Here is a 13,927-nt window from a genome sequence, read left to right as displayed (position 1 = left end):
GGGTGGGCCCATGCGCGTGCTCCTGGTGACCGCCCTGGTCGGCGGCGGTGTCGGCGCCCACGTCCGTCAGCTCGCCGCCGGCCTGGTCGGTCGCGGGCACCAGGTGGTGGTGGCCTGCCCCGCGGAGGTCGCCCGCCGCTTCGACCTGCCCGGGGTCGGTGCCCGGGTGCTGCCGGTGGAGCTGGGGCACCGGGTGCGTCCCGGCGCCGACCACGCGTCCCGCCGCCGGCTCCGGGAGGCGATGGCCGGGGTCGACGTCGTGCACGCGCACGGTATGCGTGCGGGTGCCGCGGCCGCCCTCGCTCGGCCCCGGCACGGCCCGGGCCTGGTGGTCACCTCCCACAACGGCCCGCCCGCGGGCGGCGCCGGGATGGTCTACGAGCTGCTGGAGCGGGTGGTCTGCCGCCGCGCGGACCTGGTGCTGGGGGTGTCCCCGGACCTGGTCGACCGGGCCGCCCGGCGAGGTGCCCCGGCCACCGGCCCGGCGGTGGTGCCCGCCGAGGTCTCACCCCTCGGTCCGGGAGAGCACGGGACGGTACGGGACCGGCTGCGGGCCGAGCTGGGACTGCAGGAGGGACAGCTGCTGGTGCTGAACGTGGGCCGTCTCGCCCCGCAGAAGCGGACGGAGGCGGCGGTGCGGGCATACCAGCGGGTCGTCGACGACCACCCCACGACGGTGCTCGCGGTGGCGGGGGAGGGCCCCGAGGCCGCCCGGCTGCACGAGCTGGCCGCCACCGGTCCCGGACAGGTGCGCTGGCTGGGGCACCGCGCAGACGTCCCCGCGCTGCTGGCCGCCGCCGACGTGGTGCTCTCCTCCGCCCGCTGGGAGGGTCAGCCGCTGGTGCTGCAGGAAGCCCTGGCCGCGGGTGCCCCCGTCCTGGCCACCGACGTCGGGGGGACGGCGGTCGTGCTGGGGGGCGCCGGCCGGCTGGTGCCCGGGGGTGACGACGACCAGGTGGCCGAGGACCTGGCCACCGTGCTCGGTGAGCTGCTCGCCGACCCGGCAGCCAGGGCGGAGCTCGGCCGACGCGCACTGGCCAGGGCCGCCGAGCTGCCCGACGGTGACGACGCCGTCGACGCGGTGCTCTCCTGCTACCAGCAGGTGCTGGCAGCGCGGGACGACGGCTGAGGCCGACATGCCCGAGGGGGTGTGCGACGCCCCGGCACCCGTCCCGTAGCATGTAAGCCCGTGGCGGAGACGACGAAACACATCTTTGTGACCGGAGGCGTCGCCTCCTCGCTCGGCAAGGGACTCACGGCCTCGAGCCTGGGCTTCCTGCTGCGGAGCCGGGGGCTGCGGGTGACGATGCAGAAGCTCGACCCCTACATCAACGTGGACCCGGGGACGATGAACCCGTTCCAGCACGGGGAGGTCTTCGTCACCGAGGACGGCGCCGAGTGCGACCTGGACATCGGGCACTACGAACGCTTCCTCAACACCGACCTGTGGGGGCGCTCCAACGTCACCACCGGGCAGATCTACAACGACGTCATCGCCAAGGAGCGTCGCGGGGACTACCTCGGTGACACCGTGCAGGTCATCCCGCACATCACCAACGAGATCAAGAGCCGGATGCGGGCCGCCGCCGAGCTGCCCGAGGGGGAGCGCCCCGACCTCATCATCACCGAGGTCGGCGGCACCGTCGGCGACATCGAGTCGCTGCCCTTCCTGGAGGCCGCCCGGCAGGTGCGCCACGACATCGGCCGCGCCAACGCCTTCTTCCTGCACGTGTCGCTGGTGCCCTACCTGGCCCCCAGCGGCGAGCTGAAGACCAAGCCGACCCAGCACTCGGTCGCCGCCCTCCGCCAGGTCGGTATCACCCCGGACGCCCTGGTGCTACGGGCCGACCGGCCGATCCCGGCCGGCATCAAGCGCAAGATCTCGATGATGTGCGACGTCGACTCGGACGCGGTCGCCGCCTGCGTCGACGCCCCCTCCATCTACGACATCCCCAAGGTGCTGCACACCGAGATGCTGGACGCCTACGTGGTGCGCCACCTGGGTATGCCTTTCCGCGACGTCGAGTGGTCCGCCTGGGACGCGCTGCTGCAGCGGGTGCACGAGCCGGAGCACCGGGTCGAGATCGCCCTGGTCGGCAAGTACGTCGACCTGCCGGACGCCTACCTGTCGGTGACCGAGGCCATGCGGGCCGGCGGGTTCCGGAACGACGCCCGGGTCGACATCCGCTGGGTCGCCTCCGACGACTGCCGCACCGAGGCCGGCGCCACCAAGGCCCTCGCCGGGGTGGACGCGGTGCTGGTCCCCGGCGGGTTCGGGGTGCGCGGCATCGAGGGCAAGATCGGCGCCCTGACCTGGGCCCGCGAGCGGAAGGTGCCCACCCTGGGCATCTGCCTCGGGCTGCAGGCGATGGTCATCGAGCACGCCCGGCACGTGGCCGGCATCGAGGGAGCCAGCTCCACCGAGTTCGACCCGGACACCCAGGCCCCGGTGATCGCGACGATGAAGGAGCAGAAGTCCTTCGTCGACGGTGCCGGTGACCTCGGGGGCACCATGCGCCTGGGCGCCTACCCGGCGGTGCTGCAGGAGGGCTCGGTGGTCGCCGAGGCCTACGGCGAGACCGAGGTCAGCGAGCGGCACCGGCACCGGTACGAGGTGAACAACCGCTACCGGGAGCAGCTCGCCGCCGCCGGGCTGGTCATCTCCGGCCAGTCGCCCGACGGGGGGCTGGTGGAGTTCGTCGAGCTGCCCCGTGAGGTGCACCCGTACTACGTCTCCACCCAGGCGCACCCGGAGTTCAAGTCCCGCCCCGACCACGCCCACCCGCTGTTCGCCGGGCTGGTGGCCGCCGCCCTGCAGGCCCAGCGCTCGCAGCGGCTGGTCGAGGTCGAGGGCCGGCCCCGTCTCGAGCTGCCCGACTGATGACGCTGTCCGCGCCCCGGCTGTCCCGGGCCGAGCTGGTCGACCTGCCGGGGGCCTGGCAGGTGCGCTCCAGCGAGGTGGTCCACCACGGGGCGGTGTGGGACGTCCGCCGCGACGAGGTCGAGCTGCCGGACGGCCCGGCCCACCGTGAGTACGTCCAGCACACCGGGGCGGTGGCCGTGCTGGCGCTGCGCGAGGACCGCGGCGAGCCGGAGATCCTGCTGGTCCGGCAGTACCGGCACCCGATCGCCGCCCAGGACTGGGAGGTCCCGGCCGGCCTGCTGGACGTCCCGGGGGAGCCCCTGGTGGAGGCGGCCCGGCGCGAGCTGGCCGAGGAGGCCGACCTGCGCGCGGAGGACTGGCAGGAGCTCATCAGCTTCACCCCCTCACCGGGTGGCCTGGACGAGGTCATCCACGTCTTCGTGGCGACCGGGCTCTCCGACGTGCCGCAGGACCAGCGGCACCACCGGGAGGGCGAGGAGTCCCAGATGCCGACCGCCTGGGTCGGGCTGCAGGACGTCGTCGACGCCGCCCTGGCCGGGCAGGTGCACAACGGGCCGATGATGCTCGCGGCCCTGGCCCTGGCCGCCCGACGCTCCGCGTAGACTCACCCCGTGCCCGGCGCGGCGTGACGACCCGCCGGTGACCCCACGGCATACCGTCCGAGGGGGAGCCACCCCGGCACCGTGCGTCCGACGTCACCGACGAGAGGCCGAGGAACCCCTCGGCAAAGGTGTGGTGGCACCGCGACCTGGCCCCCGCCCACACCTCCCGGGCTGCCTTCGCAGGGGGCAGCCGTCCTCTGCGGACCTGACCCGAGAGGACACTCATGCTCCGCACGCACCACGCCGGATCACTGCGCCCCCAGCACGTGGGCAGCACCGTCACCCTCACCGGCTGGGTGGCCAGACGCCGGGACCACGGCGGCGTCGCCTTCATCGACCTGCGCGACGCCTCCGGCATCGTCCAGGTGGTCGCCCGTGACGAGGTGCTGACCGGCACCGCCCACGACCTGCGCAGCGAGTACTGCGTCCAGGTCGTCGGCGAGGTCACCGCCCGCGCCGACAAGGACGTCAACCCCGACCTGCCCACCGGCGGGGTGGACGTCGTCGCCACCGGCATCGAGGTGCTCAGCGAGTCCGAGCCGCTGCCCTTCCAGATCGACGAGCGGGTGAGCGTCGGCGAGGAGGCACGCCTGGCGCACCGTTACCTGGACCTGCGCCGTCCGGGCGCCAACGCGGCCGGGGCCAACCTGCGGCTGCGGTCCCGGGTGAACGCCGCGGCCCGTGAGCTCCTCGGCGAGCGGGACTTCGTCGAGATCGAGACCCCGACCCTGACCCGGTCCACCCCCGAGGGGGCCCGTGACTTCCTGGTCCCGGCCCGCCTGCAGCCCGGCAGCTGGTACGCACTGCCGCAGAGCCCCCAGCTCTTCAAGCAGCTGCTCATGGTGGCCGGGATGGAGCGCTACTACCAGATCGCGCGCTGCTACCGCGACGAGGACTTCCGCGCCGACCGGCAGCCGGAGTTCACCCAGCTCGACATCGAGATGAGCTTCGTCACCCAGGAGGACGTCATCGAGCTCGGCGAGGCCGTCGCCCGGGCCGTCTGGCGCACCATCGGGGTCGAGCTCGACGCGCCCTTCCCGCAGATGACGTATGCCGACGCGATGGCCCGGTACGGCAGCGACAAGCCGGACCTGCGCTTCGACCTCGAGCTCACCGAGTGCACCGACTACTTCGCGGAGACCGGCTTCCGGGTGTTCCAGGCCGAGTACGTCGGCGCCGTGGTGATGCCGGGCGGGGCCGACCAGCCGCGGCGGCAGTTCGACGCCTGGCAGGAGTGGGCCAAGCAGCGTGGCGCGAAGGGCCTGGCCTACGTCACCGTCGGCGAGGACGGGACCCTCGGGGGCCCGGTCGCCAAGAACCTGTCGGACACCGAGCGGGACGGGCTGGCCGCGCACGTCGGTGCCGCCCCCGGTGACTGCGTCTTCTTCGCCGCCGGGGCGCGCAAGGCGTCCCGATCGCTGCTCGGCGCGGCCCGCCTCGAGATCGGCCACCGCACCGGTCTGGTCGACGAGTCCGCGTGGAGCTTCCTCTGGGTGGTCGACGCGCCCGTCTTCGAGCCGGCCTCCGAGGCCGTCGCCGCGGGCGACGTGGCCGTCGGCGGTGGCTCCTGGACCGCTGTCCACCACGCCTTCACCTCCCCGAAGGCGGAGTACCTGGACACCCTGGAGCAGGACCCGGGGGCCGCACTGGCCTACGCCTACGACCTGGTCTGCAACGGCAACGAGATCGGCGGCGGATCGATCCGTATCCACCGCCGGGACGTCCAGGAGCGGGTGTTCGCGATCATGGGCCTGTCCCAGGAGCAGGCGGAGGAGAAGTTCGGCTTCCTGCTCGAGGCGTTCAAGTACGGCGCCCCGCCGCACGGCGGGATCGCGTTCGGCTGGGACCGGATCGTGGCGCTGCTCGCCGGCACCGACTCGATCCGGGACGTCATCGCCTTCCCGAAGTCCGGGGGCGGCTACGACGCCCTGACCTCGGCCCCGGCGCCGATCACCCCGGAGCAGCGCAAGGAGGCGGGCGTCGACGCCCGCCCCGCGAAGGACGAGAAGGCGGGCGCGCCGGCGGACCCGGGCACCGTCTGAGCCGACCCGGGTCCAGCGGGGCGACCCGACCGAGACCGACCGACCTGACCGGGCGCAGTGCGTCCGGTCAGGTCGGGGTCAGGGCGCGCGAGTGCCAGGCCCGGGCGGTCCGGTAGCCCAACCGGCGGTAGACCCCTCGGGCGGTCGTGTTGTCGCTGAACATCCCCAGCGTGCAGGCGCCGTGCCGCTCCAGCGCCCACCGGGTCAGGGCCGCGGAGACGACGCCGGCCCACCCCTGGCCCCGGTGGCCGGCCGCCGTCACGATGCCGGCCAGGTGAGGGACGCCGGTGTCCTCCCGCTCGGCCCCGCCGATCACCACCAGCGCGCCCGCGGCGTCCCGGACGCCCATCCACCGGTGCACCCGGCCGGTGCCCACCTCGGTCCAGACCCTGGGGTTGTGCGACCGGGTGAAGGCGGTCAGCTCGGCGGCGTCCTGCCGGTCGTCCAGGGCGACGACCCGGCCCTCGCGCGGGTCCTGCGGCGGGGCGGTGGTCGTCCACATCCACTCCCAGTCGCCGCCCTCGCCCAGGTCCAGCACCTCGTGCGCCACCGGCCCGTGCTCCTGGGCCACCGACAGCGACCTCGCCCCCAGCCGGGACAGGTGGCCCCCGTCCCGCAGCTCCACCAGGGCGGCGCGGACCCGCCCGGCCTCCTCCGCCCGCCGGCCGTCGTCGAGCGGCGTCCCCGGGTGGCCCTGCGGGCGCAGCGGTGCCACCCAGAACCCCGGCCGGCGACCCAGCCGCTGGACCAGGGCCACCTCCTGGTGCACCCAGACCTCACCGGGCAGGGGGTCCGGCAGGCACCACCGGACCCAGGGGTCGTCGCCGGAGCGGGACAGCAGCTCGGTATGCCGGGTGAGACGGTGCACGGCGTTAGCCTGACAGGCGTGTCCGACCTCTTCTCCGCCGCCATCGACGACACCGGGGCCGGCGACGCCTCCGGCGCCCTGCTGGCCCCTTTGGCCGTCCGGATGCGGCCCCGCTCGCTGGAGGAGGTGGTGGGCCAGCGGGACGCGCTGCGCGCAGGGTCGCCGCTGCGCCGGTTGATCGAGGGGCACGCCGGGGCGGCCGGGCCGCTGTCCGCGATCCTGTGGGGCCCGCCCGGCACCGGCAAGACGACCCTGGCGCACCTGGTGGCGCACGCCGCCGAGCGCCGCTTCATCGAGCTGTCCGCCGTCACCGCCGGGGTGAAGGACGTCCGCGCGGTGATGGAGGGGGCGGTCCGGGAACGCTCGCTGCACGGCCGGCAGAGCGTGCTCTTCCTGGACGAGATCCACCGCTTCACCAAGGCGCAGCAGGACGCGTTGCTGCCCGGCGTGGAGAACCGCATCGTCATCCTGGTGGCGGCGACCACCGAGAACCCCTCGTTCAGCATCATCGCCCCGCTGCTGTCCCGGTCGGTGCTGGTCACCCTGACCACCCTGGACGACGCGGACGTGCGGGCCGTGCTGGCTCGCGCGCTCACCGACGAGCGTGGGCTGGCCGGCAGGTTCACCCTCGCCGAGGCCGCCACCGAGCACGTGGTCCGGATGGCCGGCGGGGACGCCCGCCGCGCGCTCACCACTCTGGAGGCGGCCGCCGGGGTCGCCGCCGACGACCGGGCGGCCGGCCGGGAGGACGAGGTCGTCGAGATCACCCTGGAGCAGGTGGAGCAGGCGGTGGCGCACGCCGCGGTCCGCTACGACCGGGCGGGCGACCAGCACTACGACGTGGCGAGCGCCTTCATCAAGTCGATGCGCGGCTCCGACGTGGACGCCGCCCTGCACTACCTGGCGCGCCAGCTGGAGGCGGGGGAGGACCCCCGATTCATCGCCCGCCGGGTGGTGATCGCCGCCAGCGAGGACGTCGGGATGGGCGACCCCACCGCCCTGCAGACCGCGGTCGCGGCGCTGCACGCGGTCGCCCAGATCGGGATGCCCGAGGCCCGGATCGTGCTCGCCCAGGCGGTGGTGCACGTGACCCTCGCCCCGAAGTCGAACGCCGCCTACGCCGGGATCAACGCGGCCGTCGCCGACGTGCGGGCCGGCCGGGGCGGACAGGTGCCCGCCCACCTGCGCGGCACCGGGTATGCCGGCGCGTCCCGGCTCGGTCACGGCCAGGGGTACCGCTACAGCCATGACGAGCCCGCCGGGGTCGGGCCCCAGCAGTACCTGCCGGACGACCTCGTCGAGGCGGACTACTACCACCCCACCGGCCGCGGCTGGGAGGAGCGGCTCGGCCCCCGTTGGCAGGAGCTGCGCCGCATCATCCGGGGCGGCCCACGGGTGCCGCCCGCGGGGTCCGGGACGGACGAGCCCGTCGACTAGAGTGGATCAGTCCCGTTCGACCACCGTAGGAGAGGCATGGAAACCGCCGAGATCCGCCGTCGCTGGCTGTCGTTCTTCGAGAGCAAGGGTCACACGGTGGTGCCGAGCGCCTCGCTGGTCACCTCGGACCCGACCCTGCTGTTCACGGTCGCCGGGATGGTGCCCTTCATCCCCTACCTGACCGGGCAGCAGACGCCCCCCTGGAACCGGGCCACCAGCGTGCAGAAGTGCGTCCGCACGCTGGACATCGAGGAGGTCGGCAAGACCACCCGGCACGGCACCTTCTTCCAGATGAACGGCAACTTCTCCTTCGGCGACTACTTCAAGGAAGGGGCGATCACCTACGCCTGGGAGTTCATCACCGGCTCCCAGGACGAGGGCTGCCTCGGCTTCGACGCCGACAGCATCTGGGTGACCGTGCTGGAGGGGGACGACGAGAGCGCCGAGATCTGGACCCGGGTCGCGGGGCTGCCCGCCGAACGCATCCAGCGCCGCGGGCTGGAGGACAACTACTGGCACACCGGCACCCCCGGTCCGGGCGGCCCCTGCAGCGAGATCTACGTCGACCGCGGCCCCGAGTTCGGCCCCGACGGCGGCCCCGTCGTCGACGAGGACCGCTTCCTGGAGATCTGGAACCTGGTCTTCATGCAGGAGGAGCTGTCCGCCGTCCGCTCCAAGACCGACTTCGACGTCGCCGGTGAGCTGCCGAGCAAGAACATCGACACCGGGATGGGGCTGGAGCGGGTGGCCTACCTGCTGCAGGGCGTCGACAACCTCTACGAGATCGACGAGGTCTACCCCGTCATCGAGGGCGCCGAGGAGATGAGCGGACGCACCTACGGGGACGACCCCGAGGACGACGTGCGTTTCCGGGTGGTCGCCGACCACGTCCGCTCCGGGCTGATGCTGCTCGGCGACGGTGTGGTCCCCGGCAACGAGGGCCGTGGCTACGTGCTGCGCCGTCTGCTGCGCCGGGCGGTGCGCTCGATGCGCCTGCTCGGGGTCGAGGACCCGACGCTGCCGACGCTGCTGCCGATCAGCAAGGACGTGATGAGCACGTCCTACCCCGAGATCGCCCAGCAGTGGGACCGGATCAGCGAGGTCGCCTACGCCGAGGAGGAGGCGTTCCGGCGCACCCTGGTCAGCGGCACCACCATCCTCGACACCGCGGTCGCCCGGACCAAGTCCGCCGGTGGCTCCCGCCTGGGCGGCGCCGAGGCGTTCGCGCTGCACGACACCTACGGCTTCCCGATCGACCTCACCCTGGAGATGGCCTCCGAGCAGGGGCTGACCGTCGACGAGGACGGCTTCCGGACGCTGATGACCGAGCAGCGCCAGCGCGCCAAGGCCGACGCCCGGGCGAAGAAGTCCGGGCACGGCGAGGCGACGGCATACCGGGGGATCGCGGAACGCCTGGGCGCCGCGACCGAGTTCACCGGCTACGAGGCGGTCAGCGGCCAGGGGCGGGTGCTGAGCCTGCTCTCCGACGGTCGCGAGGTCGACCGCGCGGACGCGGCCGTCGCGGACCCTGACGGCCCCGGCGCCGAGCTGGAGCTGGTGCTGGGCAGCACCCCGTTCTACGCCGAGGCCGGTGGCCAGCTGGCCGACCACGGCACCATCCGGCTCGGCAGCGGCGGACTCTTCGAGGTCACCGACGTGCAGCGTCCGGTGCCGGGTCTGGTCGTGCACCGCGGCCGGCTCCGTGAGGGCGGCGTCGCCGTCGGGGAGGACGCGGTGAGCGAGATCGACGTGCTCCGCCGTGCCTCGGTGTCCCGGGCGCACACGGCCACCCACCTGGTGCACAAGGTGCTGCGCGAGACGCTGGGCGACACCGCCACCCAGGCGGGCTCGGAGAACGCACCCGGCCGCCTGCGTTTCGACTTCCGTGCCACCCGTGGCCTGGACCCGGCCGAGCTCGCCGCGGTCGAGACCAGGATCAACGAGCGGCTGATGGCCGACCTGGAGGTCAGCGCCGCCCAGATGTCCCTGGCCGAGGCCCGGGAGATGGGGGCGATGGCGCTCTTCGGCGAGCGCTACCCCGACGTCGTGCGGGTGGTCTCGGTCGGTGGCCCGTGGAGCCTGGAGCTGTGCGGTGGCACGCACGTGATGAACTCCGCGCAGCTGTCGCTGGTCAAGATCATGGGCGAGTCGTCCATCGGCTCCGGGGTGCGCCGGGTGGAGGCCCTCGTCGGGGCCGACGCCTACCAGCACCTGGCCCGGGAGAACGTCATCGTCAACCAGCTCACCGACACCCTCAAGGTGCGCCCGGACGAGCTGCACGACCGGGTGGCCACCCTGGTGTCCCGGCTCAAGGAGGCGGAGCGGGAGATCGCGAAGGCCCGCTCCAGCCAGGCGCTGTCAGCGGCCGCGGGCCTCGTCGAGCAGGCCCGTGACATCGCCGGGGTGACCTACCTCGGGCACGACCTGGGTGACGGTATGGGCGCCGACGAGCTGCGCCGCCTGGTCACCGACCTGCGCGCCCGGCTCGGTGACGAGCGGCCCGCGGTGGTCGCGCTCACCGGCGTCGACGGTGGCCGCCCGGCGGTGGTGGTCGCCACCAACGAGGGTGCCCGGGGTCGCGGGGTGAAGGCCGGCACCCTGGTCAAGGTGGCGGCGCAGGCCCTCGGCGGTGGTGGTGGCGGCAAGGACGACCTCGCCCAGGGGGGTGGCCAGGACGCGAGTCGGACCGGCGCCGCCCTGACCGCGGTCGAGGACGCGCTGCGGGCGTGACCGACGCACCGTCGGGGACGGACGCCCGGCCGGGCGTGCTGCTCGGGGTCGACGTCGGTGAGGTCCGGGTGGGCCTGGCGGCCTCCGACCCGCTGGGTCTGCTCGCCCACCCGGTCGCCACCCTGCGCCGCGACCACGAGGACCTGCACGACCTCGACCTGATCGCCGAGCAGGTGCGCGAACGCGGTGCCGTCGGGGTCGTCGTCGGGCTGCCGCGCTCGCTGAGCGGCGAGGAAGGATTGGCCGCCCAGCGGTCCCGCCGGTACGCTCAACTGCTGCAACGGTGCCTGCAGGTGCCGGTGCGCCTCTGGGACGAGCGGCTCTCCACGGTCGACGCGCACCGGGCACTGCACGACAGCGGTGTTCCGGGGCGCGAGCAGCGTGGCGTCATCGACCAGGCGGCCGCCGTGCTTATCCTGCAGGCAGCCCTGGACCCGCACCGCGCCGGCCGTCCCGTCGGCACCCCCCTGAAGGTGCGCACATCCCGGGCCCGACGGTCTCGCGACCCTGACGCGAAGGACGCCACATGAGCCAGCCCCCCCAGGACGACTGGGACGAACACGACGCACGGGGGCCCGGTGCGCGCTACGACGACGACGGTGTCTTCGGTATGCGCGGGGCCGGGTACGACGACTCCCTGGCCGACGAGATGCTCGCGGAGGAGATCGAAGACCCGGACGCGATGCTGCGGCCCCGCCGGCACCGCCGTAGCCCGCTGCTCAAGGGGACCGCGCTGCTGGTGGCCGCGGCCGTCGTGGTGGTCGCCGCGATCTACTCCTTCGGCGCGGTGCGCTCGCTGCTGCCGGACATGTCCTTCGGTGGTGGGCCCACCGCGGTCGACTACGAGGGGGAGGGCAGCGGCGAGGTCATCGTCGAGATCCCGCCCGGCGCCGCCGGGGGCACCATCGCCGAGATCCTCGCCGAGGAGGACGTCGTCGGTTCGGCCGCGGCCTTCACCGCGGCGTTGCAGGCCGACCCGGAGGCCGCGGCCATCCAGCCCGGGACCTACCGGATGGCCAGCCAGATGAGCTCGACCGCGGCACTGGGGCGGTTGCTGGACTCGGAGTTCCGTGAGTTCAGCGGGGTCACCGTGCGCGAGGGGCTGTGGGTCGCCGAGACCTTCGAGGTGCTCGCCGAGGGCACCGGCCACGAGGTCGCGGACTACGAGGCCGTGGACCCGGCCGACCTGGGCCTGCCCGAGGCGGCCGAGGGCGAGCTGGAGGGCTTCCTCTTCCCCAGCACCTACGAGTTCGGGCCGGACAGCACGCCGGAGGACCAGCTGCGCGCGATGGTCGAGCTCGGGGAGCGCCGGTTCGACGAGCTCGGCATCCCCGACGAAGACCTGCGTGAGGTGGTCACCAAGGCCAGCATCATCCAGGGCGAGGGGATGTTCGCCGAGGACCTGCCCAAGATCGGTCGGGTGCTGGAGAACCGGCTCGAGGGCAACTCCGAGACCAACGGCTTCCTGCAGATGGACTCCACCATCCACTTCATCTTCCAGGAGCGTGGGCTGGCCGGCACCACCGACGCCCAACGTTCCGACGACAGCCCCTACAACACCTACCAGGAGCCGGGCCTGCCGCCCGGGCCGATCAACAACCCCGGCCTGGACGCGCTGCAGGCGGCCGTCGAACCGGAACCGGGGGACTGGGTCTACTTCGTCACCGTCGACCCCTCCACCGGGGAGACCAAGTTCGCCGAGACGTACGAAGATCACCTGGTCAACCAGGAGGAGTTCCTGCGCTGGTGCGAGGACAACCCGGACCAGTGCTGACCCGGTGCGGCGTGGTGGGCTCGCCCATCGCGCACTCCCGGTCCCCGGTGCTGCACCGGGCCGCCTATGCCGCGCTCGGGCTGCACGGCTGGAGCTACGACCGCGCCGAGGTGGCCGCGGGTGCCCTGGCGGCGCACGTGGCGGGGCTGGGCCCCGAGTGGGTCGGGCTGTCGGTGACGATGCCCGGCAAGGAGGAGGCGCTGGCGCTGGCCGACACCGCCGCCGAGGAGGCGGTGCTGGCCGGAGCCGCCAACACCCTGGTGACGCGGGACGGCGGCTGGTATGCCGACAACACCGACGTCTACGGGCTCGCCACCGCGCTGGCCGAGGCGGGTGCGGTGGCACCGGAATCAGCCCTGGTGGTCGGCGGGGGTGCGACCGCCCGCTCCGCGGTCCTCGCGCTGCGGACGCTCGGGGTGCAGCAGGTCCGGCTGCTGGTCCGGGACCGGGTCCGTCCGGAGACCGCGACCCTGCTGGAGCGGCTCGAGCTGGACAGCTCGGTGCGGCGCCTGGACGAGGGCATACCCCTGGGCGGTGGGGTCGACGTGGTCGTCGGCACCCTGCCGCCGAGCGCGCCCGCGCCCCCGGTCCACCTGGTCGGTGACCGGCGACCGGTGGTGCTGGACGTCGCCTATGAGCCGTGGCCCAGCCCGCTGGCCGCTGCCGTGGCCCGGGCCGGCGGGGCTAGGGTGGACGTCGTGAGGGGAACGGGGATGTTGTTGCACCAGGCGGTCCGGCAGGTCGAGCTGATGACCGGGCGCACCGCTCCGGTGCAGGCGATGGCGCAGGCGCTGCGGGCCGACGAGGGGACGCCGCAGTGAGCGAGCTGGTGCTGCCGGGGGTGGTGGCGGTGCTGGTCGCGGTGCTCGGGATCCCGGTCGCCCGCTGGCTGGAGGCGACCACCTACCGCAAGCCGGACGAGGTGGACGAGCCCTACCCGGGCCGACGCTGGTGGGTGCCCTTCGCGCTGGGCCTGTCCTCCGCGGCGGTCGTCCACCGGCTGTGGCAGGTGCCGGACGACGCGCTGCCCGGCTGGCCGGTCAGCCTGGTGCTGACCCTGACCCTGCTCGTCGTGGTGCTGGCCTGCGTCTGCCTGGCGGCGATGGACATGGACGTGCACCGGCTGCCGGACCGGATCATGTGGCCCACGATGGCGACCCTCGGCGGGGGCCTGCTGCTGGCGGCGCTCGTCGGCGGCGGGATGGAGCCCCTGGTGCGGGCGCTGCTGGCCGGGCTGGCCGCGGGTGCCTTCTACCTGCTGCTGGCTCTCGCCTCGCTCGCCCGGGGGTCACTGGCCCTCGGCCTGGGCGACGTGAAGCTGGCGGTCGTCCTCGGCGCCGGCCTGGGCTGGTTCGGCTGGGCCGAGGCGGTGCTCGGGATCTACAGCGGCTTCATCGTCGGCGGGGTGATCGCGCTGGTGCTCCTGGTGAGCCGCCGGGTCGGGCTGAAAGGGCACTTCGCCTACGGTCCCTCGATGATGCTCGGCGCGCTGGCCGGGCTGCTGCTGGCCGCGCCCGCCCTCGGCGCCTGGGCCTGAGCCACCACCTGAGCCACCCGAGCCACCGCGCGGCCGCCAGGGCGCACCGTGGG

11 protein-coding genes are annotated in these 13,927 nt (G+C 73.8%); 10 read left to right on the top strand and 1 reads right to left on the bottom strand.

All coding sequences use genetic code 11. From position 1 onward, the window contains the following. Positions 1–10 precede the first annotated feature (10 nt). The 4 genes from ACI3EY_RS10995 to aspS all read left to right on the top strand — a co-directional run bounded on the left by ACI3EY_RS10995 (position 11) and on the right by aspS (position 5,528). Positions 11–1,129 carry a glycosyltransferase family 4 protein gene (locus tag ACI3EY_RS10995; RefSeq protein ID WP_405040443.1) on the top strand — a complete coding sequence of 373 codons (1,119 nt, stop codon included), beginning with the start codon at positions 11–13 and terminating at the stop codon, positions 1,127–1,129. A 60-nt stretch (positions 1,130–1,189) separates the two neighbouring features. After that, positions 1,190–2,881 carry a CTP synthase gene (locus ACI3EY_RS10990; protein ID WP_405040442.1) on the top strand — a complete coding sequence of 564 codons (1,692 nt, stop codon included), beginning with the start codon at positions 1,190–1,192 and terminating at the stop codon, positions 2,879–2,881. Beyond that, complete coding sequence (locus tag ACI3EY_RS10985) at positions 2,881–3,486, top strand: NUDIX domain-containing protein (RefSeq protein ID WP_405038887.1); 606 nt, start codon at positions 2,881–2,883, stop codon at positions 3,484–3,486. Before ACI3EY_RS10990 ends, ACI3EY_RS10985 begins: the two co-directional genes overlap by 1 nt. A 224-nt stretch (positions 3,487–3,710) precedes the next feature. Continuing rightward, a complete protein-coding gene (gene aspS, locus ACI3EY_RS10980; protein ID WP_405038886.1) occupies positions 3,711–5,528 on the top strand; it encodes an aspartate--tRNA ligase in 1,818 nt (605 codons plus the stop codon). Positions 5,529–5,595: 67 nt separating this feature from the next. Here aspS and ACI3EY_RS10975 read toward each other — a convergent pair whose 3' ends face one another. Further along, positions 5,596–6,396, bottom strand: coding sequence for a GNAT family N-acetyltransferase (locus tag ACI3EY_RS10975; RefSeq protein ID WP_405038885.1), 801 nt, complete (start codon positions 6,394–6,396; stop codon positions 5,596–5,598). Here ACI3EY_RS10975 and ACI3EY_RS10970 point away from each other — a divergent pair. Genes ACI3EY_RS10970 through ACI3EY_RS10945 form a run of 6 tightly spaced genes read left to right on the top strand, consistent with a single transcriptional unit; the run spans position 6,376 to position 13,874 of the window. Next, a complete protein-coding gene (locus ACI3EY_RS10970) occupies positions 6,376–7,833 on the top strand; it encodes a replication-associated recombination protein A (protein WP_405038884.1) in 1,458 nt (485 codons plus the stop codon). The genes ACI3EY_RS10975 and ACI3EY_RS10970 overlap by 21 nt on opposite strands. A 36-nt stretch (positions 7,834–7,869) precedes the next feature. Then, the gene (alaS, locus tag ACI3EY_RS10965) at positions 7,870–10,563 is read left to right on the top strand and encodes an alanine--tRNA ligase (RefSeq protein ID WP_405038883.1); all 2,694 of its coding nucleotides are present in this window, start codon (positions 7,870–7,872) and stop codon (positions 10,561–10,563) included. Next, positions 10,560–11,093: a Holliday junction resolvase RuvX gene (gene ruvX / locus ACI3EY_RS10960; RefSeq protein WP_405038882.1), complete on the top strand. Its 534-nt coding sequence runs from the start codon at positions 10,560–10,562 to the stop codon at positions 11,091–11,093. The genes alaS and ruvX overlap by 4 nt, the downstream gene beginning before the upstream one ends. After that, complete coding sequence (gene mltG, locus ACI3EY_RS10955; RefSeq protein WP_405038881.1) at positions 11,090–12,337, top strand: endolytic transglycosylase MltG; 1,248 nt, start codon at positions 11,090–11,092, stop codon at positions 12,335–12,337. The genes ruvX and mltG overlap by 4 nt, the downstream gene beginning before the upstream one ends. Then, positions 12,310–13,158 carry a shikimate dehydrogenase gene (locus ACI3EY_RS10950; protein WP_405038880.1) on the top strand — a complete coding sequence of 283 codons (849 nt, stop codon included), beginning with the start codon at positions 12,310–12,312 and terminating at the stop codon, positions 13,156–13,158. Before mltG ends, ACI3EY_RS10950 begins: the two co-directional genes overlap by 28 nt. Next, positions 13,155–13,874 (top strand): prepilin peptidase, encoded by a 720-nt coding sequence (locus ACI3EY_RS10945; RefSeq protein ID WP_405038879.1) that lies wholly within the window; start codon positions 13,155–13,157, stop codon positions 13,872–13,874. Before ACI3EY_RS10950 ends, ACI3EY_RS10945 begins: the two co-directional genes overlap by 4 nt. Positions 13,875–13,927 lie beyond the last annotated feature (53 nt).

It is taken from the genome of Serinicoccus shuyuelongi (genome assembly GCF_045032955.1).
GTDB lineage: Bacteria > Actinomycetota > Actinomycetes > Actinomycetales > Dermatophilaceae > Ornithinicoccus.
This window is presented reverse-complemented; position numbering and strand designations above follow the sequence as displayed.

Excerpts from the sequence above, each read along its gene's own strand:
- ACI3EY_RS10995 (WP_405040443.1), top strand. The coding sequence starts at position 11 with ATGCGCGTGCTCCTGGTGACCGCCCTGGTCGGCGGCGGTGTCGGCGCC.
- ACI3EY_RS10985 (WP_405038887.1), top strand. The coding sequence starts at position 2,881 with ATGACGCTGTCCGCGCCCCGGCTGTCCCGGGCCGAGCTGGTCGACCTG.
- aspS (WP_405038886.1), top strand. The coding sequence starts at position 3,711 with ATGCTCCGCACGCACCACGCCGGATCACTGCGCCCCCAGCACGTGGGC.
- ACI3EY_RS10970 (WP_405038884.1), top strand. The coding sequence starts at position 6,376 with ATGCCGGGTGAGACGGTGCACGGCGTTAGCCTGACAGGCGTGTCCGAC.
- alaS (WP_405038883.1), top strand. The coding sequence starts at position 7,870 with ATGGAAACCGCCGAGATCCGCCGTCGCTGGCTGTCGTTCTTCGAGAGC.
- mltG (WP_405038881.1), top strand. The coding sequence starts at position 11,090 with ATGAGCCAGCCCCCCCAGGACGACTGGGACGAACACGACGCACGGGGG.